The following is a 21,311-nucleotide window of genomic DNA, read 5'->3' on the forward strand; positions in this document are numbered from 1 at the left end:
AGCGTATGTCCGCCGAACGCGGTCTGTTTTCTTATCCAAAGTACCGCGGCGACAATTTTAAACCGGCGCCATTTTTACCAATGAGCAAGGCCGAGATGGCGAAGCTGGGCTGGGACTGTTGCGACATTATCCTGGTGGTTGGCGATGCTTATGTCGACCACCCGAGTTTTGGTATGGCGGTGGTGGGACGGATGCTGGAAAGCCAGGGTTTTCGCGTCGGCATCATCGCGCAACCCGACTGGAACAGCAAAGATGATTTTATGCGCCTCGGCAAACCGAAGCTGTTCTTCGGTGTGTCTGCCGGCAATATGGACTCGATGATCAACCGCTATACGGCGGATAAAAAACTGCGCCACGACGATGCCTATACGCCGAATAATGAAGGCGGTAAGCGGCCGGATCGCGCGGTCATTGTGTATTCGCAGCGCTGTAAAGAAGCATTTAAAGATGTACCTGTGGTGATTGGCGGTATTGAAGCCAGTCTGCGCCGCATTGCACATTATGACTACTGGCAGGAAAAAGTCCGCCGCTCCATTATTTTTGATGCCAAGGCCGAATTGCTGATTTACGGCAATGCCGAGCGGCCGCTGGTAGAAGTGGCGCACCGCCTGGCCGCAGGTGAAGCCATCAGTACTTTGCAGGATATCCGTGGTACTGCCGTGATCCGCAAAGAGCCATTGCCCGATTGGCGTGGTGTTGATTCCACCGCTATTGATAAAGTCGGCAAAATCGACCCGGTGCCAAATCCCTATGGCGCTGACGACGTCGGTTGCAGCAGTTATTCTGAATTTGCTCAGGCCGGTATCGATTTGTCTAAACCGGCCGAAGTTGAAGCCAAGCCGATCCTGGTGCAGCCGCCACGGCAAAAACCGTGGGAAAAAACCTATGTGAAATTGCCGGCCTTTGAGCAGGTCAGCGTGAATAAACCGCTGTATGCGCATGCGTCGCGTATCCTGCATCAGGAAACCAATCCGGGTTGTGCCCGCGCTATTATGCAGCGCCATGGCGACCGCTCGGTTTGGCTTAATCCACCGGCGTTTCCGCTGACGACCGAAGAAATGGATGGCGTGTTTGGTCTGCCTTATCAGCGCGTGCCGCATCCGGTCTATGGCAAAGCCAAGATCCCGGCTTATGACATGATTAAAACCTCAGTCAATATCATGCGCGGTTGTTTTGGCGGCTGTTCTTTCTGTTCGATCACCGAACATGAAGGCCGCATTATTCAAAGTCGTTCACAAGAATCTATTTTGCGTGAAATTGAGGAAATTCGCGACAAAGTACCGGGTTTTACCGGCGTGATTTCCGATTTAGGTGGTCCTACCGCGAACATGTACCGGCTGCGCTGTAAAAATCCAAAAGCAGAACAAACCTGCCGCCGGCCATCCTGTGTCTATCCGACCATTTGTGAGCACATGGACACCGACCAAAGCCCAACGGTGGATTTGTATCGTGCCGCGCGCAAATTACCTGGCGTGAAGAAAGTACTGGTCGCTTCCGGCGTGCGTTATGATCTTGCGGTAGAAGATCCGAATTATGTGCGTGAGCTGGTGCAGCATCATGTCGGCGGCTACTTAAAAATTGCGCCGGAGCACACCGAAGATGGTCCATTGTCGAAGATGATGAAGCCGGGCATGGGCGCTTACGACAAGTTTAAGGCGATGTTCGATAAATACAGCCGTGAAGCCGGTAAAGAACAGTACCTGATCCCTTATTTTATTTCAGCGCACCCGGGCACCACCGATCTGGACATGGTGAATCTGGCACTGTGGTTAAAAGAGCGGGATTTCCGCCTCGACCAGGTGCAGAACTTCTATCCAAGCCCGATGGCCAATGCGACAACTATTTATCATACCGAATTGAATTCGCTTAAGAATTTGAAAGGGAATACCGAATCGGTGCCGGTACCCAAAGGCGAACGTCAACGTCGACTGCACAAAGCCTTGTTGCGTTACCATGATCCGGCGGGCTGGCCGATGATCCGCGAAGCGCTGCAGAAAATGGGTTTGAGTAAGCTCATTGGCAAAGGCAAACAATGCCTGGTGCCGGAAGAAACACGGGACGAGAAAAACCTGAAGCCCAAAGCTGGTGGCAAAATTGCCGTGACCAAACACACCGGCATGAATCCGGTAAAAGAAGCACTGATCCGCAAACAACAGCAGATCTCCAAATCATCCGGTCATGCGTCCTTTAAAAAAGGTAAAGGCTAAGCGAACACGCAGGAAGCAGTTTGATGGCTGAAATTTTAACGACGCCGAGGCTGCAGTTGCGGCCATTTACCCTGGTTGATGTGCCGGCGATGTACCGACTCGGCGCAGATCCGGCCGTGATGCGTTATATCGGTTCGGCGCCGATGCAGACTGAAGATGAGGCCTTGGCTTATCTGCAAAGCCATCCGCTGGCGGATTATCAGCGCACCGGCTTTGGCCGCCTGGCGATAACCTTGCCAGAAAGTGACGATATCATTGGTTTTTGCGGCCTGAAATGGGTTGATGAAATTAATGGCTTCGATTTAGGTTACCGCCTGTTACCACAGTATTGGGGGCAGGGACTGGTAGTTGAAGCGGCTTTGGCCGTACTTGATGATGCGCACAGGCGTTCAGTTTGTTGCCCACAAGGCCTGCGGCAGGATCAGATCTTCGGCTTAGTCCATCCGGACAATCTCAGTTCGATTCGGGTGCTGGAAAAACTCGGGTTTACCTATCAACAAGATATTCGGTTTAGTTTACTGCCGGATTTAGCGGTGCGACAGTACGGCCTGAAGCTGGACTGTGCTAGCATGAGCGCCGGTTTTTCAACAGATTCAGGTACATAGATGCACTGGTCCATCGAACAAATCCCGCTGAGACTCCGGGCTGCGGCTGCAGGTGTATGCCTGTATCTGCTGTGGCCTGTTGCTCATGCCCCACAGTGGCAATGGCAGGCGTTATGGCAGTCCGAAGCTGAAACGGCAACTGCATTGGCACCGTTGTTGTCCTTTTATACCAAATATGGTGAACAGGCACTGCCGGCGCTGCAGGCACAGCTGGAACTGAATAAATTGCGTGATTTGGAGCTTGCGCTTATTGCCGATAATGCTGGATTCTCCGATCAGAGCCGTGACGATAGCTGGGCCGAAGCCACAGAGTTTATGATTGCACATGTGGCACAGAATGTCGGCGCGAACGAGTTGCGCATATACGACAGCGAATGCCGCAACAATTTATGCCGGATCGAGCTGGCCGCACCGAAGGGACTGAGTCCGGAATTTCGCGCGCTGGTGCTTAAATATGCGTCGACATTAAAAGCTGGTGATTTGGAATTTCATGATCTGCAAGAAGGCAAAGATCGCATCATGCTGGAGCTTAAATCCGACAAACGGCTGCAATATGGGTATTTTGCCGAACGCGCATTAAAACCAGCCGAACGTGAACAATGGTTAGCAGAGGTAAAAGCATGGCTTGGCACCCAACAACAGAACAAAAAGTAGCGGCAGGCTATTTTGTCGCAGGCTTTTGCGCCATCGCACTGCTTGATGCTGTTGCGACGCAGTTGCTGCCAAAACCTGCAGTGCTGGCATCACAGCCGGTTTTAAGCAAAGCCATGTTGCAGCAGGATGTAACCCTTGAACAGTGGAGCAACGCCGCTGAGCGTCTGGAAGAGAAGCGAAAACTGGCCAGATTATAATTCGTTACTCACGCTTGACTACCTGCGTTGTCTGTGGCAATCATTGAGACAGCTAAGTTCAAAGTCGTGGTCTGTATAATGCGGTCAATTACAGTGTTCTTACGTTATCTTGCTGCCTTTTTGGCTGGCGCCGCCGTGGTTGCAGTTCCGGGTTACATTTTGGGGCTGTTTTTTATGATCTCTACACCGCTTGGGGAAATGAGCCTGGTAAAAGGTGAGATTGTGATGTTAAAGGGCACGGGTCAACATCTTGAACCGCAATTTGCCAAAATGCGAAAACGTCACTGCTTGTTTTTACGTGGTTCGCTGGAAAACTTGCAGGCATTAAACCAGTCGCAGTTGCCATCCTATCGCTTCGAGAACTATGACTATATGAAGCAAAGCGCTGAAGAAACGCTGCGCCTGCTCAAAGATACCAGCTATTGTGAGCCTGCCGATTATCAGCAATATCTCGACAATATGAAAATGCTGGAGCTCACACCGTTGTAATTGATTTTCCGAAGATCATTGCCCGCCAATCCGCAAACTATGCATGGCGAGATTGCCCAGCGTAAAATCCTGATTAAACCAAAACAACGACTCCGCTGTGTACGCAGCGCCAAGCAGATAAAACAGCGGCAGCAAGTGATCCGGATGCGGCACTGCCAGCGCTGCCGCCTGGCCCCAGCTGCGGTAATCTGTAAGTTTTTGCCAGTCGCGGCTGGCGATACAGCGCTGTACCTGCTGTAAGAATTGCGCTGCCCAGTTTGGTGCAGGGCCGTCGCGCCAATCCAGTAAAGCTAAGTTGTGGACTATGTTTCCCGACGCCATGATAAGCACACCTTCGGCGCGTAATGTCGCCAGTTTTCTGCCCACCAGTAAATGCCAGGCAGCATCTTTTTGACTGTCGATCGACAACTGCACCACAGGCACATCGGCTGCAGGGAAGGCATGGCAAAGGACTGACCATGCACCGTGGTCAAAGCCCCACTGACTGTCTGGCTGTACGCCAACCTCGGCCAGTAATTCCAGTAACAATCCGGCAAGGGCTGGCGAACCCGGTGCTGGATATTGCTGCTGGTACAAAGCTGGCGGAAAACCACCAAAATCATGGATGGTGCGTGGGTTGGGGTCTGTCAGTACACGTAGGCCTGGTTTATCCCAGTGCGCCGAAATCAGCAGAATTGCTTTTGGTTTCAGGTTCGCAGCGATCTGGCGCCACTGCTCTGTCCAGCGGTTCGACTCCAGCGCATTCATTGGACTGCCATGACCGAGAAATAACATTGGCATCAGAACTTTCACAGACACGTCAGACTCCTCACTACAAATTTGCAACAGCATAAAGGTGCAACCAGCCGCCGAAAAGTGCATAAAAAATGTCGAACAGGTGCAGAAAATAGCAAGAAAAACGCCGGCAATTACCGGCGTTTGGTTTCACAGCAGCAGACTAAATTTAGTGTTTTTCGAAGTAAAACGGCACACGTTGTTGTTGCTGGCCATTCAGCTCGTGCATCGTTTCCGCGTCAAACAGGCGGCCATTCACCATCGTATATTGCACCCGGTCGCTTTGACGGATATCCACCAGTGGGTTGCCGTCGATGACTATCAGGTCAGCCAGTTTGCCGGCTTCAACCGAGCCTAACTGGTGGTCCATGCCAAAGGTCTTGGCTGGATTAATGGTGGCCGTTTTCAGCGCTTGCAACGGGCTCATGCCGCCCTGAGCAAACATCCAAATCTCCCAGTGCGCACCTAAACTTTCGCGTTGGCCATGCGCACCGATATTGGTGATCACGCCTTCATCGCTCAGTTCCTTCGCCATTTTAGCGATGCTGAAATGGTTGTAATGTGAATCTGGCGCTGTCGGGCGGCGCATACTACGCGGCCGTAACTCATCCATTGGCACATATTTCGACAAGCGCGGATGTTTCCACACCTCGGTTTTGTCATACCAGTAGTTTTCGCCCCAAATACCGCCATAGGCCACCACTAAGGTTGGGGTATAAGCGGTTTTGGTGGCGCGCCACAACTGTTTGACATCGTCATACAGTTTCGCGGCGGGCAGAGAATGCTCCAGCGTGGTATGGCCATCAACGGCCATGCTGAGGTTGTGCTGTAGCAACGAACCACCTTCAGGCACCACCATCATCTCGAGTTCTCGGGCCGCCTGAATGACTTGCTGACGTTGATTGCGCCGCGGTTGGTTGTAGCTCTTCACCGAAAACGCGCCAACTTTCTTTAACCGCTCCAGATGGAACCTGGCGTCGTCGACGCTATCGACATGCGAGGTATAACCAGCGCCATAAGCACCGTATAAAATAGTGCCGGTGGAGAAGATGCGTGGGCCAACAATCTGACCGGTTTTTTGCATTTCACTGGCAGTGAAAATTTCCTGTGTGTCGTTCGACGGGTCGTGGATACTGGTGACACCCAGCGCCAGCGACGCATAGTTGGCGTAATTTTGCTGCGGAATGATTTGATTGACGCCCTGACTGCCATGCGCATGCGCATCAAACAAACCTGGCATCAGAGTCTTGCCTTTGATATCGATGACTTTGGCGCCTGTCGGGACTTTCACTTCTGCAGCGGAACCAACCGCTTTGATTTTGTTCCCCTCAATCAGCACGACACCGTCGGCAATCACTTGATCACCAGCCATAGTGATGACCTGACCACCGACAAAGGCAACCAGTCCCTGCGCCTGATAAGCCGGGGTGGCAAAACTGATGTTCTGGCCGTTGGCGACTTTAAAGCTGTCTGCGGCTTTATCACTGCCGACGGCAAAAACGCTGCTGAGATTGGCGTGATAGAGTTCAGGACCGAGATTCCAGTACAGCTGTTTGCTGTTACCGCTCCAACTGATGTTTTCACCTGCGCGCACCGATAACTGGCGCACCGGGAACTGGGTATCGCTGCCGCTGATATCAATCGAGGCGCCACGCTCGGCAAAAGGCGTGACGTACACTTTGAAGCGGTCGGCAAAAGCGACGTATTTGCCATCCGGCGATACTTTAAACTCAGTACCGTATTTGGCGCTGTAGAGTGTGCGTTGGGTTTGTGTTGCGAGGTCGATCGCCAGTAAAGTCGGTGACTGACCGTAATCCATCGCAAAGATCCGGTCATTGCGCTCCGCAAAATGCGGCGCAAAGCCGTTGCGGCTGACCAGCTTCATCTTACCGCCTGCGGCCGGTACAGTGTAAATGCCGGTATTCAGCGACCAGCGTTTGTCGAGCAGACTACCGGCGCCGCCTTTACGGAAGACCAGCGTGTTGCCGTCCGGACTGAAAGATGGTTCCAGGTATTTGCCCGGCTCACTGACCACGGTTTTCACCTGATTGCTTGTTAAATCAATGACTTTGATTTGACCTTGTTGCTGGTCCTGCCAGCTGACATATACCAGCTTTTTGCCGTCACGCGAGAATTGCGGGTACAGTTCAAACTGCTCGTTTTGCGCGGTCAGACGCTGCGGTTTACCGCCTTTCGCGGCAACTTTGTATAAGTGGCCCAGCGCGGAATACACAATGGTATTGCCATCCGGTGACGCCTGGACAAATCGCAGCATCTTCACGTCAACCTGGTCGTGGTCCAAATCCTGTTTGTAGCGAACCGCTTGCTGGATTTTTTTCTCGACATCGACTTTAAACGGGATCTGCGCCACTTGTTTGCTGGCGACATCCAGTTTTTGGATCTTGCCGCCGGCCCAGAACACTATGGCTTTGTTATCCGGTGTCCAGCTCATCTGTGGGTATACGCCGTGAATGGCCCAGGTTTCCTGCATATCGCGATCAAGCTTGCCATACAGCTCAGTGGTTTCTCCGGATTCGAGGTTGTACAGCATCAGCGTGGTCTGAAAATCGATGCGGCGGATATAAGCGAGGAATTTTCCGTCCGGTGATGGGGTTGGGCGAATGGCACCGCCGGCACCTTCTAATAACACCTCGATTTTGCCGGTTTCCCGCTCAAAGCGTTTAATGACATAAATGCCTTGCTCAGAATCTTTGCTGTAGTGGAAAGTTTTACCTGGCGTATCGTCTTGCGAGAAATAAACATATTTGCCATCTGGTGAAAAAGCCGGTTCGCCTAAGTCTTTCTCATCATTGGCCTTTTCAGTCAGCATCACGCCGCTGCCACCAGACTTATGGTATTGCCAGACTTCACCGGCGCCGAGCGAGCGGGTATTGGTGAAATGTTTGCGCGCGACAATAAATTCGCCGTCCGGGCTCCAGGCCGGGCTATTGAGCAAACGGAACGTCTCATCCGTCACGGCATGGGCATTGCTGCCATCGGCGTTCATCAACCAGATATTGTCGCCACCGCCTTCATCTGAAGTGTAAGTAATATATTTGCCATCAGGGCTGAAGCTTGGCTGCATTTGCCAGCCGATATCCGAAGTCAGACGTTTGGCGCTGCCGCCACTGACCGGCATACTGTAAATGTCACCCAGTACATCAAACACCAGTGTTTTGCCATCGGGACTCACATCCACATTCATCCAGGTGCCGCTGTCGGTGTTGATTTGCACCGTTTCGAATTTACCTTGTGGGGCATTGACGTCCCATTGCGCTTTTTTATCTGCGGCCAATGCCGGGAAAAGAGCAGAGCTGACACAAAGTGCCAGTAATGCCGGTTGCCATTTGTTCATAGATATCCCTGGGATTGATGTCTGCTGTTGCAGATCTGGTTGGTCAAAACTTAAAACTGCCACAGCCTTTGACGGAATGTAAGAGGCAGCCCGGCAACCTGCGCCTGTCAGGCGCTGCGCAGCGACAAACGTCAGTGTTTTGCCGGTTCAGGTACAGACTGCAGCGGCGCCAGACGGATTGCCCGCGCCAATCCGACAAATTTTTGGCATACTAACGGCCAAACTTGCCAGCGAATCTGGCGGAGGCCCTGATGGATTCACCTTGTGTTGCCTGTTGTAAACTGAATAACGAAAAAATCTGTACCGGCTGCTATCGTCATATTGAAGAGATTGTCGACTGGAATAAAAGAACGGACGCCCAGCAACTGCAAATCCTGCAACTTTGTGCAACACGCCGGCAGGATATTGATGCACATAGCAGCCCGACATCGGCCATTACTTCTGCCGAATGGCAAAGCGCAAAACAAGCGCTGGCACTGAAAAAACAAAGCCAGCTCAGTTGATCTGGCGCAACCGGTGAACTTGATGGCTGCAACTGTTGCTGTCAGACTAAACAATAAGAGTGACAGGGAGATAGCGTTGATTTTAGAAGCCGTCTGGATTGGATTTGCCTTTAGTCTCGGTATGCTGGTGCGCCTGTGCGGCCTGCCGCCACTGATTGGTTATCTTGCCGCAGGTTTTGCCATTACCGCCAGTACCGAAGCGCTGCAGTTGCCGCAAGGCCACGCCATTATCGAGCATGTGGCACATCTTGGCGTCTTACTGTTGTTATTTACTGTGGGCCTTAAGCTCAACATGCGCAGTTTGCTCAAACCCGAAGTACTGGGCGGCAGTGTGCTGCACTTTGCGCTGTCAGGCTTGTTGTACGCGCCGGTGATTTGGCTGGCATTTGACTCAAGCTGGTATCACGCCTTGATGCTGGGTGCTGCACTGGCGTTTTCATCGACAGTATTAGCCGCCAAAGTATTGGAAGGAAAACGTGAGATCCGTGCTTTTCATGGCCGGGTAGCCATTGGTATTCTGGTCGTGCAGGATTTAATTGCGATGGCCATGCTGAGTTTTTCCAGCGGTATTACGCCATCTTATTGGGCGTTGTTAGTCCTCGCAGTTCCGCTGCTGCGGCCACTGCTGTTTAAACTGCTGGATTTAACCGGCCATGACGACCTGCAAATCCTGTTTGGTGTACTGCTCGCCGTAGTGGCTGGTGGTATGGGCTTTCATGCCGTCGGCCTCAGTGCAGAATTGGGCGCACTGGTGTTTGGCGCTTTGCTGGCAAAACACCCCAGAGCCGGTGAATTGTCGAAAACTTTGTGGAGTTTAAAAGAGTTTTTTCTGGTGGGTTTTTTCCTGCAAATCGGCCTTGGTGGTTTACCGGATCAAAGTGCCTGGCTGTTTGCCGCGTTAATGTCGATCTTATTGCCGCTCAAAGCCGCGTTGTTTTTTGCGCTGTTGGTGTTGTTTAAACTGCGGGCGCGCAGTGCTTTCCTGTCAGGATTGACACTCAGTAACTACAGCGAATTCGCCTTGATAGTGGCCAGTGTCGCGATGCCACAATTTTTGATCCCGCTGGCTTTGACGGTCGCTTTATCCTTTGTCATCTCGGCGCCGCTGAACCGTTATGCCCACCCGCTGTATGAACGTCTGGCCAGCCGGTTGATCCCGCTCGAGCGTAATATCCATCATCCGGACGAACAACCGGTCACCTTAGGGGATGCTGAAGTGATGATTATGGGGATGGGGCGCACCGGCGGCGCGGCATATGACTATTTGAAGCATAAAACGCATCTGGTAGGGCTTGATTCGGATCCGGCGCGGGTCCGGCAGTTCCAGGAACGCGGCGACAACGTGTTGTTCGCCGATGCAGAAGATCAGGTGTTTTGGCAGGGCCTGGATTTAGGCCGGGTCAAAGCGGTGATCCTGTGCCTCAGTGACAGTGAGGCCAAGCTGATTGCCACACAAAAACTGCGTGCCGCTGGCTTTGCCGGCCTCATCGTGTCGCATTCGATGCAACAGGATGAAGCTCGCAAAATTATGGCGGCAGGGGCCGATCATACCTATCTGACGATGTCCGAAGCCGGTTTAGGTTTGGCGGAACGAGTGCGGCAACATATTAGTTTGCCCGGTTAAATTTGGCGTAGTGTCAGTTTATTTTGCATGTCATGTAATGTAATCGGGCAACCGCAAATATCGTCCGCGCGTCAACTGTTGCTCTATCGCTATTCTGTAGATTTTGCAGGGACACCGCTGGTGCTGGCACAACTTATGCTTAGATCCACGTCCTTCATTTCAGTCTGACTGAAAGTACAGAACAACAAGCCCGGCACAGGGCTGCTAAGGATCTCTGGCATGCGTGTACAAAGCCATTTTATGTTTTTGCTTGTCCTGGTGTTATTTAGTGTCGCGGGCATCTGGCGTTTGAGTAGTTTGCCTGATCTGCAGGTGTTTGGTGAGATAAAAAGCCAGGCAATAGTCTCAGAAAAAGTGGTCGCCCTGACGTTTGACGACGGTCCAACCCCAGACAAAACCAATCAAATTCTGCAAATTCTCGCTGAAGAACAAATTCCCGCCACCTTTTTCCTGATTGGCCAGGAAGTTCAGCAACATCCACAGCTGGTACGGCAAATTTTGGCCGCCGGTCATCAGGTGGGCAATCATAGTTTTAGTCATCAGCGGATGATTTTTAAATCACCGGCTTTTGTTGCCGGAGAAATTGAACAAACTGATACGCTGTTACGCGACAGTGGGGTGGACGGGGTGATTTACTTTCGCCCGCCGTATGGCAAAAAGTTATTGATATTGCCCTGGTATCTGATGAAGCATCACCGCGTCAGCGTAACCTGGGATGTGGCGCCGGAAAACTTTCCCAAAATAGCCAAAGACCCGCAGGCGTTAGTCGACTATACCGTGCAACAGACGAAGCCCGGCTCGATTATTTTACTGCATGTAATGTATGACAGCCGCCAGGCAACAATGCAGGCGGTGCCAGAAATCATCCGGCAGCTAAAAGCGCAGGGCTACCGGTTTGTTACTGTGCATGAATTGCTGAAACTGGAGCAGGCGCAGCACTAGTCCAACGTTCCACCAACAGCCGCGATATCCTGTGAATATTGCTGGCAACACCGGACAATTTCCGTCAGCGCTGTGACAACAGTTGCTACCGCCATGCTGGCTGCGTCCGCTTTACCGGCAGCTTGTTCCGGCGTATATGGAATATGGATGAATCCACCGCGACCGCCGGCCATGGATGCCAGCTGATGCAGCATCTGGTACATCAGGGCATTACACACATAAGTACCTGCCGTGTATGAAATATTCGCTGGGATCCCGTTTTGTTGCAGCTGCTGTCGGATTGCTTTGAGCGGCAGCGTACTGAAATAGGCGGCGGGGCCAGTTGCCACGATCGGCTCGCCACTGGGCTGCCAGCCACTGTTGTCCGGGATACGCGCTTCGAGCAAATTAATCGCGACCTGTTCAAGACTGATCTGCGGCCGGCCACCAGCCTGACCAATACAAAGCACCAGGTCGGGTTGCCAGCTGTTGATGCTGGATTGTAGCAGAGTGGCACTACGCCTGAATTCGACAGGCAGGATCAATGCCTGCCACTGCACACCTGCCGGCGGCGGTAGCCGGCAAATCTGCTCCACTGCGACAGCGCTTGGATTAGTGCTTTCGCCGCCAAAAGGTTCAAAACCGGTAAACAGAACTTTCATCAGAATGCACCCGTTACAAAAATGCCAGTTGATCCAGCAATATGATATTGACGGCCAGCAGCAACAGCGCCGTCGGCGCCTGAGCTTTGATCACCGCATGCTGGTCTTTCAGCCCTAACAATGCCACCGGCACGATATTAAAATTCGCCGCCATCGGTGTCAGCAATGTACCGCAATAACCACAGAACATCCCAATCGCCGCCATCACCGCCGGATTTGCGTCATGCTGCTGAATCAACAATGGAATACCAAGGCCTGCAGTGATCACCGGAAACGCTGCAAACGCATTGCCCATAATGATGGTAAAGCCAGCCATCGCCAGCGCATAAGCGGCGACTGCGGCCAGGCGGCTGTCCAGCTGCAGGTATTCATGACTGAGCGCCGCAATAATTTGCCCGACGCCGGCCTGATTAAACAACAAGCCTAAGGTTGCCAATAAATGTGGCAATAAAAACGCCCAGCCAATCGCTTCCAGCAAGCGTTTGGCTTCAAGACCGCCTTGACGTGGTGATTCGCGGGTCAGGTAACAGGCGATGGCAAAAGCCAGCACACAGGCAACTCCCAGACTCAGTAAGGTCAGGTTTTTCGGATCAAACCAATTAAGGGCCGGAATCTGACCCATGACCAGCACCAGCAACAAGGTAAAACCTGGTATCGCCAACGCCGGAACAAACAGTTTTTTGCCAAGCCGTTCCAGTGACGCCAGTTGCAGTTTGTCTGGTAATGCCTGATAAGGTCCGGCCGCCAGTCCGCCAAGCCCGGCCAGCAAGGCCATGCCGAGCACCAGTGCGCCAACAACTGACGTCGGCAGATGATCACCGATGACAAAAATAGCGGCGTAGCTTAACCAGAACAAACCGCTGCGAAACCGGCGGGGATGTTGCGGATCCAACAGTGTCAGCACAGCGACCAGTGCCATAATCGCGCCAACCAGCCAGTACAGATGGGTTAATGTCAGCATCAGTTGCGCTCCGTTTGCTGTGGGGCAGCCTGAGCCAGCCTTGCTTGTTCTGCAGCCAGATAGTGGTCAAGCCGGCGCAAGCGAATGGCGTGAATCAAAAACGCCGCAATTGCGGTTGGGATGCCCCAGAATGCAATGTGCATCGGATCAGTTTCGATGCCGGATTCGCGCAAAAAAGTATGCATCAGCACGATGGCGCCAAAGGCGACGAAAATATCTTCTCCAAAAAATAAACCGATGTTATCAGTGGCTGCAGCCATGGCTTTTACTTTGTCACGCACTTGTTGTGACAGTCCCGGATGCTGCCGTTCTGCCAGCGCTTCCGCCATCGGCGCGACCAGCGGCCTGACCATTTGCGGATGACCGCCGAGGCTGGTTAAGCCCAAAGCGGCACTGCCTTCGCGCGCCAGCAGATAAATACTAAGTAGCCGACCCACAGTGGCGCCTTTAACGCCGGCGATAAAACGTTGCGCCTGTTGTTTCAGACCATGCCTTTCCAGCAAACCAATAATGGCCAGGGGTAACAGTAAGATCACCGGCAATGAGCGGGTTTTCAGAAAACTCTCGCCGATGGCGCTAAGCAGCTGCACTGGCGGCATCAAGGCGCAAAGACCCGTCACAATACCGGCGCTAATTACGACTAATACCGCATTAAAACGCAGGACAAAACCAATCATCACGACCGCGATGCCGAGCAAAGGCCAGTAGTTCATGCTGCGCCTCTGAAAAACGAACGAATATGGACGCCAGCCTGCTGTAATGCTGAGGATAAGTCGCGGGCGAGTTGTAACGCTTCCGGGCTGTCACCATGCAGACACAAACTGTCAGCGTTGAGTTGGATCTGTTGATGGTCAATGCTGTTGATCGACCCCGTCTGTACCAGTCGAAGGCTTTGTTGCAGGGCAGCCTGATGACCCAGCACCGCGCCTGGCTGGCTGCGTGGCACCAGCTGTCCTGATGCCAGATAGGCCCGGTCGGCAAACGCCTCCTGATACACCGTTAAGCCTGCCGCTTTGGCGGCATGAAACAGTGCGCAGTCTGGTAAGGTCAACACCGCTAAATCGGCGCGATGCGCCTTGACCACATCCGTGACAAGAGTTGCCAATTGGATATCCACTGCGGCCTGGTTATACAAAGCGCCGTGTGGTTTGACATAACTCATCGAAATGCCGGCTGCATCAGCCAGTGTTTGGAAATAACTGAGTTGCTGTTGCAGACTGGTAGTCAGTTCTGCAGCGGACATTGTCAGAGCCTGACGACCAAAGTTGGTGCGATCCGGATATGACGGATGGGCACCGACACAAACCTGGTGTTGTTTACAGGCCTGCAGCGCTTTGAGAATATCGGCTTCGCTGCCAGCATGGGCGCCACAACTGATATTGGCGGAAGACAACAGCGGGATAATCGCCAGATCATCACCGCAACCTTCGCCAAGGTCGGCATTTAAATCAATATATTTCATCAGGACACCGTCAGGGGGAGTGCAGACAGCACCTTAACAGGCTGTGGTTTTTGCTGTAAAGCTGGCTGCCGTCAGGTCGTACCGGTACACTGCTGCAGTGATAGGTCTGGCATTGATGGTTCAGGACCGCAGTATAAACAGGAGTGTATATGGTGCAATTGTCAGGTGGCGTGTCCTTTGGGCCCATCGTAAAAGCAGAACTTGCCGCTGTAGCCGAACTGGAAGTCAGCGCGTTTCCGCCACCGGTGTATCCGGTGTTTTTCTTTCGTCAGGCTTTTGATTTATGGCCAGATTTGTTCTGGGTTGCCCGTCAGGATGATCAGATCCTGGCTTATCTGATTTGCGGCCCTGAATTTGCCGAACCGTCCCGACTCAGTCTGATGTCTTTTGCTGTAGCGCCGCAGGCGCAAGGGCAGGGCATAGGTAAGGGCCTATTACAGGCATTTTTACGACAATTACCAATGGTTGCTCCCAAGATCCGGCAGCTGTGGCTGACCGCTGATCCAGACAATCTACCCGCCGTGCGACTCTATCAGCAGCATGGTTTTGTCACCAGTGCTGAGGAACCGGATTATTATGGCGCTGGTTACCGGCGTCTGGTTATGACGGCTGAAATCCCGGCAAAATAGCTGGGAAAAAAGCAGCAGAACAGGGGTGAAACTCAGCGCCAGGGCGCGCCAATGCTGGGTTTTAATCAAATGCTCGACGCCTCGAAAAACCCCCGCTATAATGCCGCGTCCTATTAAACGTTCAGCTTGGCGGCCATAGCTTCTAATGCAACAGTGCCAGGCTCTGGTAAGCAGGCGTATCGCTACGCCCGATTTTGATTTTGAGGTAACAAAATGCAAGTTTCTGTTGAAACCACTCAGGGTTTAGAGCGCCGCGTCAATATTACAGTTCCGGCCGCCGCCATCAGTGTTGAAGTCGAGAAAGAATTACGTCAAATTGCCAAAAACCGTCGTGTAGATGGTTTCCGTCCAGGCAAAGCGCCAGTCGCAATCATCAAGAAAATGTTCGGTTTATCAGTGCTGCAAGACGTGGCTTCACGTCAGATGCAAAACCATTTCTATCAGGCTATCGTCAGCAACAAGCTGAACCTTGCTGGCAACCCGACTTTCGCTCCAGGCCAACTGGCTGAAGGTCAGGATCTGGCATTCACAGCTACTTTCGAAGTGTATCCTGAAGTTGTGCTGTCTGGCCTCGAAAAAGTCGAAGTGACCAAACCAGTCGTTGAGATCGCTGCTGATGACATGAGCAAAATGATCGAAACACTGCGTAAGCAACACGCGACCTGGGCTGCCAAAGCCGATGCCGCTGTTGCTGGCGACCGCGTCAACATGGACTTCTCTGGTTCAATCGATGGCGAAGAATTCGAAGGCGGTAAAGCTGCTGGTTTCAGTCTGGACCTGGGCCAGGGCCGCATGATCCCTGGTTTTGAAGATGGCATCATCGGCAAAAAAGCCGGCGAGCAATTCACTATCGACGTGACTTTCCCGGCTGAATATCACGCTGAGAACCTGAAAGGCAAAGCTGCTCAGTTCGCAATCACGTTGAACAGCGTGGAAACGCAAGTGCTGCCAGAAGTGAACGAAGAATTCGTTAAACTGTTTGGCCTGGCTGACAACACTGTAGAAGCGCTGCACACTGAAGTTCGCAAGAACATGGAGCGCGAGCTGAACCAAGCCATCAAAGGCAAAGTGAAAGAGCAAGTGATCAAAGGCTTATTAGCAAACCATGAACTGGACGTGCCACAAGCACTGATCGACAGTGAAGTAGAAGTGCTGCGTCGCCAGGCTCTGCAACGGTTTGGCCAGAACATGAATGCGAAAAACCTGCCAGAACTGCCAGCAGCGCTGTTCACTGAACAAGCCCGTGACCGCGTCAAAGTCGGCCTGTTACTGGGTGAAGTGATCAAAACCAACAACCTGCAGGTTGATGACAGCCGCGTACAAGCGCTGATCGAAACTGTAGCATCTGCCTACGAAGATCCAAAAGAAGTAGTGCAGTACTACAACAGCAATAAAGAGCTGCTGCAAGGTATGCGCAACGTCGCGCTGGAAGAACAGGCCATTGATCTGGTGCTGGCAAAAGCCAAAGTCACTGAACAAGCGGCGAAGTTTGACGAAATTATGAATCCGGCTGCTGCGAACTAAGATTGACTTTAGTCGGGGCGACAGCTTTAATGGCCTGAGCAGCAGTGTTCGGGCCATTTTCATTTGTGCTGCCGCATTTCAGGGAATCAGTTATGGTGTCAACACCTCATATGAATGAATTAGTTAACGCGTTAGTCCCCATCGTCATCGAGCAAACCGCCAAAGGTGAGCGTTCTTTTGACATTTACTCTCGTCTGCTCAAAGAGCGGGTTATTTTTCTGACCGGCCAGGTTGAAGACCATATGGCTAATCTGATTGTGGCGCAGTTGCTGTTCCTCGAATCAGAAAATCCGGAAAAAGACATCTACATTTATATCAATTCACCAGGAGGCTCTGTCACTGCAGGTCTCGCCATTTACGACACCATGCGGTATATCAAGTGTGATATTGCGACCGTGTGTGTGGGGCAGGCCGCCAGTATGGGCGCGTTCCTGTTGTCGGGTGGCACCAAAGGCAAACGCTATGCACTGCCAAACGCCCGCGTGATGATCCATCAGCCGTTAGGTGGTTTTCAGGGCCAGGCGACCGACTTTGAGATCCACGCCCGGGAAATTCTGACGATCAAAGAAAAACTGAATCGTCTGATGGCCGAACATTGTGGCAAGACCCTGGAAGAAGTGGTCCGTGATACCGAGCGGGACAATTTCTTAAGCGCGCAACAAGCGGTTGATTATGGTCTGGTCGACCAAATCCTGACCAAACGCGAAGCCAAATAAGCTTAGTTTTAAGCACAGATTGAATAAAAGCGGTGTGAAAGCGTCGCTTTGGGAAGAATGAGGTAGTTCCATGTCTGATCACCGCACTGACGGCGAGAAGAGCAACAAGTTGCTGTATTGCTCTTTCTGTGGCAAATCGCAACATGAAGTGCGCAAGTTGATCGCAGGTCCGCAGGTGTATATCTGTGATGAATGCGTTGACCTGTGCAACGACATTATTCGTGAAGAAATCAAAGACATTTCGCCAAAACGCGATGGTAATAAATTGCCAACGCCAAAAGAGATCCGCAATCACCTCGATGATTATGTCATCGGTCAGGAACATGCGAAGAAAGTTTTGGCCGTTGCTGTGTATAACCATTACAAGCGGTTACGTACTGTAGGGCAAAAACAGGATGTTGAACTGGGTAAATCAAACATTCTGCTGATTGGCCCAACCGGTAGCGGTAAAACCTTACTGGCAGAAACATTGGCCCGTCTGCTCGATGTACCATTTACGATGGCGGATGCCACCACATTAACCGAAGCCGGTTATGTTGGTGAAGACGTCGAAAACATCATCCAGAAATTGCTGCAAAAATGCGATTACGATGTAGAGAAAGCCCAGCGCGGTATTGTCTATATCGATGAAATCGACAAGATTTCGCGGAAATCTGAGAATCCGTCGATCACGCGAGATGTATCGGGTGAAGGCGTGCAGCAAGCCCTGTTGAAACTGATTGAAGGCACAGTCGCCTCTGTACCGCCACAAGGTGGCCGTAAACATCCGCAGCAGGAATTCCTGCAGGTGGATACGTCGAAGATCCTGTTTATCTGTGGTGGCGCTTTTGCCGGCCTGGATAAAATCATCGAGCAGCGCAGTGCTAAAGGCTCCAGTATTGGTTTTGGCGCTCAGGTGAAAAGCAAAGAATCCAGCCGCAGTCTGACCGAAAGTTTCCGTGATGTGGAACCTGAAGACCTGGTGAAATTCGGCTTAATCCCGGAGTTTATCGGTCGTCTGCCGGTTGTCGCGACGTTGACTGAACTGGATTTAGCGGCACTGATGCAAATTCTTAGTCAACCGAAAAATGCGCTGATCAAACAGTTTGGCGCACTGTTCCAAATGGAAGGCGTTGAGCTTGAGTTCCGTGAAGATGCGCTCAAAGCAATCGCTCAAAAAGCAATGGAGCGCAAAACCGGCGCCCGTGGCCTGCGATCGATTGTTGAAGGTGTATTGCTGGAGACGATGTATGAACTGCCATCCATGCAGGATGTGGCGAAAGTGGTCGTTGATGAGACGGTTATTCGCGGCGAGTCGCAACCGATCCTGATGTATCAGAACCCGGAAAAAGTAGCAGCTGAGTCACATTAAGCTGCGCTTGATGCGATGCTTGGTGCATCGATATCCATGCCATTTCCGTTGAATCATAAAAGGAGCTTCAGCTCCTTTTTTTTTGACCTGATTCAATATCTTGCCGCACATTTAATCAAAGGTATGTCACAACAGGCATTTTTTTTGCTGTGGCGTTGAACTGAAGCTTTTGAACCCCATATACTCCTTATCTCACGCCTGCAGTAACTAATTCGAGAGTAATTCTAATGACAGAAGCAACAGTCGAACGTTTGCACATGCCCGTGCTGGCATTACGCGACGTAGTCGTCTATCCGCATATGGTGATCCCATTATTCGTCGGGCGGGCAAAGTCCATTAAGTGCCTGGATGCGGCCATGGACAAAGACAAGCAAATTTTTCTGGTGGCGCAGAAAGACGCGACACTGGACGACCCGGCTGAGGCTGATTTGTTTACTGTCGGTACTGTCGCCACAATTCTGCAATTGCTGAAATTGCCAGATGGCACGGTGAAAGTGCTGGTAGAAGGGGGGCGTCGTGCCAAACTGGCAGGCTTTACTGAAACCGACAAAACCTTCATGGCCTACGTCGATGTCATTGCCTCACCAGAACTTGATAGTCGCGAGCAGGAAGTATTCCTGCGTTCGGCGGTGAATCAGTTTGAAGGCTATATCAAGCTGAACAAAAAAATCCCACCGGAAGTTCTGACAGCTTTATCCGGTATCGATGATGCCGCTCGTCTGGCTGATACGATGGCCGCGCATATGCCGTTGAAAGTCGAAGACAAGCAAAAAGTGCTTGAAATCATCGACGTGACCGAGCGTTTAGAATACCTGATGGCGATGATGGAAAGCGAAATCGACATTTTGCAGGTTGAGCGCCGGATCCGCAGCCGTGTCAAAAAGCAGATGGAAAAAAGTCAGCGCGAGTACTACCTGAATGAGCAGATGAAAGCGATCCAGCGCGAGCTGGGTGAGCTGGATGACGCGCCGGACGAATTCGAAGCGATTAACCGTAAAATTGAAGCGGCACAGATGCCAACTGAAGCGAAAGACAAAGCCAGTGCTGAATTGTCTAAGCTGAAAATGATGTCACCGATGTCAGCAGAAGCCACGGTGGTGCGCTCTTATATCGATTGGCTGACACAGGTGCCGTGGAAGTCCCGTTCTAAAGTGAAAAAGAATCTGGCGCTGGCAGAGGAAATCCTTAATGCTGACCACTATGGCCTCGACAAGGTCAAAGAACGTATTCTGGAATATCTGGCGGTGCAACAGCGTGTCAATAAATTAAAAGGCCCGATTTTGTGTCTGGTGGGGCCTCCGGGTGTTGGTAAAACGTCATTGGGTCAATCCGTGGCGAAAGCAACCGGCCGCAAATACGTGCGGATGGCGCTGGGTGGCGTGCGGGATGAAGCGGAAATTCGTGGACACCGTCGCACCTATATCGGCTCTATGCCTGGCAAAATCATTCAGAAAATGGCCAAGGTCGGTGTGCGCAATCCACTGTTCCTGCTGGATGAGATTGACAAAATGGCATCGGATTTCCGTGGCGACCCGGCGGCAGCATTGTTAGAAGTACTGGACCCGGAACAAAACTCAGCATTCAGCGACCATTATCTGGAGGTTGATTACGACCTGTCAGACGTGATGTTTTTTGCGACCAGTAACAGTCTGAACATTCCGGAAGCCTTGTTAGACCGGATGGAAGTGATCCGCTTATCTGGCTACACCGAGGACGAAAAGCTCAATATTGCCAAGCAGCATTTAGTCAGCAAGCAAATTGAGCGCAATGGTCTGAAAAAAGGTGAACTGGAAGTTGAAGACAGTGCCATCATCGGCATTATCCGTTATTACACGCGGGAAGCCGGCGTGCGTAGTCTGGAACGTGAGATCTCCAAACTGTGCCGAAAGGCAGTGAAACAAATTCTGCTGAACAAAGCATTGAAAACGGTGCGTATCAACCAGGAAAATCTGGAAGAGTTTTTAGGTGTGCAACGGTTTGACTACGGCAAAGCTGAAGACAGCAACCGGATTGGTCAGGTCACCGGTTTAGCCTGGACTTCTGTCGGCGGCGATTTGCTGACGATTGAAGCAGCTGCAGTGGTGGGCAAAGGCAAGCTGACGCATACCGGATCGCTGGGCGATGTAATGAAAGAATCCATCCAGGCGGCAATGACGGTTGTCCGTAGCCGGGCTGAAGCCTTGCGCATTAATGAAGATTTCTATGAAAAACGTGATATCCATATCCACGTGCCAGAAGGTGCTACACCAAAAGATGGTCCGAGTGCTGGTATTGCGATGGTGACGGCGCTGGTGTCCAGCCTGACCGGTAATCCGGTACGGGCGGATGTCGCGATGACCGGAGAAATTACTTTGCGCGGTGAAGTACTGCCGATTGGCGGTCTGAAAGAGAAGTTATTAGCGGCGCGCCGGGGCGGTATCAAGCGAGTATTGATCCCACATGACAACGTGCGTGACTTAAGAGACATTCCGGAGAACGTCAAAGGCGACATCGAAATCTGCCCGGTACAATGGATAGATGAGGTGCTAGAACTGGCTTTACAGGAGCCGCCAACCGGTATGTCTGTGATCACTGAAGAAAAAAAGAGCACAAGAGCCAAAAAAAGCCAAAAAAATCCGGTTTAGGGGCTTTTCAAAAGCTCAGGCTGTGCTAATTTAGGGGCAGTTTCGGTGCAGCC

19 protein-coding genes are annotated in these 21,311 nt (G+C 51.9%); 13 read left to right on the forward strand and 6 right to left on the reverse strand.

The features are described 5' to 3' along the window. Positions 1-5: 5 nt before the first annotated feature. The 5 genes from ATY27_RS12310 (at position 6) to ATY27_RS12330 (ending at position 4,152) form a co-directional block, all read left to right on the forward strand. On the forward strand, positions 6-2,207 hold the full coding sequence (locus ATY27_RS12310; protein ID WP_208933423.1) for a YgiQ family radical SAM protein: 2,202 nt from the start codon (positions 6-8) through the stop codon (positions 2,205-2,207). A 23-nt stretch (positions 2,208-2,230) separates the two neighbouring features. Further along, positions 2,231-2,812, forward strand: coding sequence for a GNAT family N-acetyltransferase (locus tag ATY27_RS12315; RefSeq protein WP_208930940.1), 582 nt, complete (start codon positions 2,231-2,233; stop codon positions 2,810-2,812). After that, complete coding sequence (locus tag ATY27_RS12320; protein WP_208930941.1) at positions 2,813-3,466, forward strand: hypothetical protein; 654 nt, start codon at positions 2,813-2,815, stop codon at positions 3,464-3,466. Further along, the gene (locus tag ATY27_RS12325) at positions 3,433-3,663 is read left to right on the forward strand and encodes a hypothetical protein (protein WP_208930942.1); all 231 of its coding nucleotides are present in this window, start codon (positions 3,433-3,435) and stop codon (positions 3,661-3,663) included. Before ATY27_RS12320 ends, ATY27_RS12325 begins: the two co-directional genes overlap by 34 nt. A 78-nt stretch (positions 3,664-3,741) precedes the next feature. Next, positions 3,742-4,152 carry a hypothetical protein gene (locus tag ATY27_RS12330; protein ID WP_208930943.1) on the forward strand — a complete coding sequence of 137 codons (411 nt, stop codon included), beginning with the start codon at positions 3,742-3,744 and terminating at the stop codon, positions 4,150-4,152. 15 nt (positions 4,153-4,167) lie between these two features. Here the strand turns inward: ATY27_RS12330 and ygiD are convergent, their stop codons facing one another. Beyond that, positions 4,168-4,950, reverse strand: coding sequence for a 4,5-DOPA dioxygenase extradiol (gene ygiD, locus ATY27_RS12335; protein ID WP_208930944.1), 783 nt, complete (start codon positions 4,948-4,950; stop codon positions 4,168-4,170). Positions 4,951-5,095: 145 nt separating this feature from the next. Then, positions 5,096-8,281 (reverse strand): amidohydrolase family protein, encoded by a 3,186-nt coding sequence (locus tag ATY27_RS12340; protein WP_208930945.1) that lies wholly within the window; start codon positions 8,279-8,281, stop codon positions 5,096-5,098. A gap of 251 nt (positions 8,282-8,532) precedes the next feature. Here ATY27_RS12340 and ATY27_RS12345 point away from each other — a divergent pair, with 251 nt between their 5' ends. The 3 genes from ATY27_RS12345 (at position 8,533) to ATY27_RS12355 (ending at position 11,350) form a co-directional block, all read left to right on the forward strand. Continuing rightward, entirely contained in the window at positions 8,533-8,784 is a 252-nt protein-coding gene (locus ATY27_RS12345) for a DUF1289 domain-containing protein (RefSeq protein ID WP_244151290.1), read from the forward strand. A gap of 76 nt (positions 8,785-8,860) precedes the next feature. After that, positions 8,861-10,408 (forward strand): cation:proton antiporter family protein, encoded by a 1,548-nt coding sequence (locus tag ATY27_RS12350; protein WP_244151291.1) that lies wholly within the window; start codon positions 8,861-8,863, stop codon positions 10,406-10,408. 219 nt (positions 10,409-10,627) lie between these two features. Further along, positions 10,628-11,350 (forward strand): polysaccharide deacetylase family protein, encoded by a 723-nt coding sequence (locus ATY27_RS12355; RefSeq protein WP_208930946.1) that lies wholly within the window; start codon positions 10,628-10,630, stop codon positions 11,348-11,350. Here ATY27_RS12355 and pcp read toward each other — a convergent pair. From pcp to pxpA, 4 genes are read right to left on the reverse strand one after another with little or no spacing between them, the layout of a single operon-like run. Next, the gene (gene pcp, locus ATY27_RS12360) at positions 11,347-11,991 is read right to left on the reverse strand and encodes a pyroglutamyl-peptidase I (RefSeq protein WP_208930947.1); all 645 of its coding nucleotides are present in this window, start codon (positions 11,989-11,991) and stop codon (positions 11,347-11,349) included. The genes ATY27_RS12355 and pcp overlap by 4 nt on opposite strands. 13 nt (positions 11,992-12,004) lie before the next feature. After that, positions 12,005-12,952, reverse strand: coding sequence for a DUF979 domain-containing protein (locus tag ATY27_RS12365; protein WP_208930948.1), 948 nt, complete (start codon positions 12,950-12,952; stop codon positions 12,005-12,007). After that, complete coding sequence (locus ATY27_RS12370) at positions 12,952-13,665, reverse strand: DUF969 domain-containing protein (protein WP_208930949.1); 714 nt, start codon at positions 13,663-13,665, stop codon at positions 12,952-12,954. Before ATY27_RS12370 ends, ATY27_RS12365 begins: the two co-directional genes overlap by 1 nt. Next, the gene (gene pxpA, locus ATY27_RS12375) at positions 13,662-14,414 is read right to left on the reverse strand and encodes a 5-oxoprolinase subunit PxpA (protein WP_208930950.1); all 753 of its coding nucleotides are present in this window, start codon (positions 14,412-14,414) and stop codon (positions 13,662-13,664) included. Before pxpA ends, ATY27_RS12370 begins: the two co-directional genes overlap by 4 nt. A 149-nt stretch (positions 14,415-14,563) precedes the next feature. Here pxpA and ATY27_RS12380 point away from each other — a divergent pair, with 149 nt between their 5' ends. From ATY27_RS12380 to lon, 5 genes are all read left to right on the forward strand, one after another. Further along, positions 14,564-15,043 (forward strand): N-acetyltransferase, encoded by a 480-nt coding sequence (locus ATY27_RS12380; RefSeq protein ID WP_208930951.1) that lies wholly within the window; start codon positions 14,564-14,566, stop codon positions 15,041-15,043. A gap of 213 nt (positions 15,044-15,256) precedes the next feature. Then, on the forward strand, positions 15,257-16,567 hold the full coding sequence (tig, locus tag ATY27_RS12385) for a trigger factor (RefSeq protein WP_208930952.1): 1,311 nt from the start codon (positions 15,257-15,259) through the stop codon (positions 16,565-16,567). A gap of 110 nt (positions 16,568-16,677) precedes the next feature. Beyond that, positions 16,678-17,283 carry an ATP-dependent Clp endopeptidase proteolytic subunit ClpP gene (gene clpP, locus ATY27_RS12390; protein ID WP_244151437.1) on the forward strand — a complete coding sequence of 202 codons (606 nt, stop codon included), beginning with the start codon at positions 16,678-16,680 and terminating at the stop codon, positions 17,281-17,283. A gap of 70 nt (positions 17,284-17,353) precedes the next feature. After that, positions 17,354-18,634: an ATP-dependent protease ATP-binding subunit ClpX gene (clpX, locus tag ATY27_RS12395; RefSeq protein ID WP_208930954.1), complete on the forward strand. Its 1,281-nt coding sequence runs from the start codon at positions 17,354-17,356 to the stop codon at positions 18,632-18,634. Between the two features lie 227 nt (positions 18,635-18,861). Then, a complete protein-coding gene (lon, locus tag ATY27_RS12400) occupies positions 18,862-21,258 on the forward strand; it encodes an endopeptidase La (protein ID WP_208930955.1) in 2,397 nt (798 codons plus the stop codon). Positions 21,259-21,311 lie beyond the last annotated feature (53 nt).

Source organism: Rheinheimera sp. F8 (genome assembly GCF_001518915.1).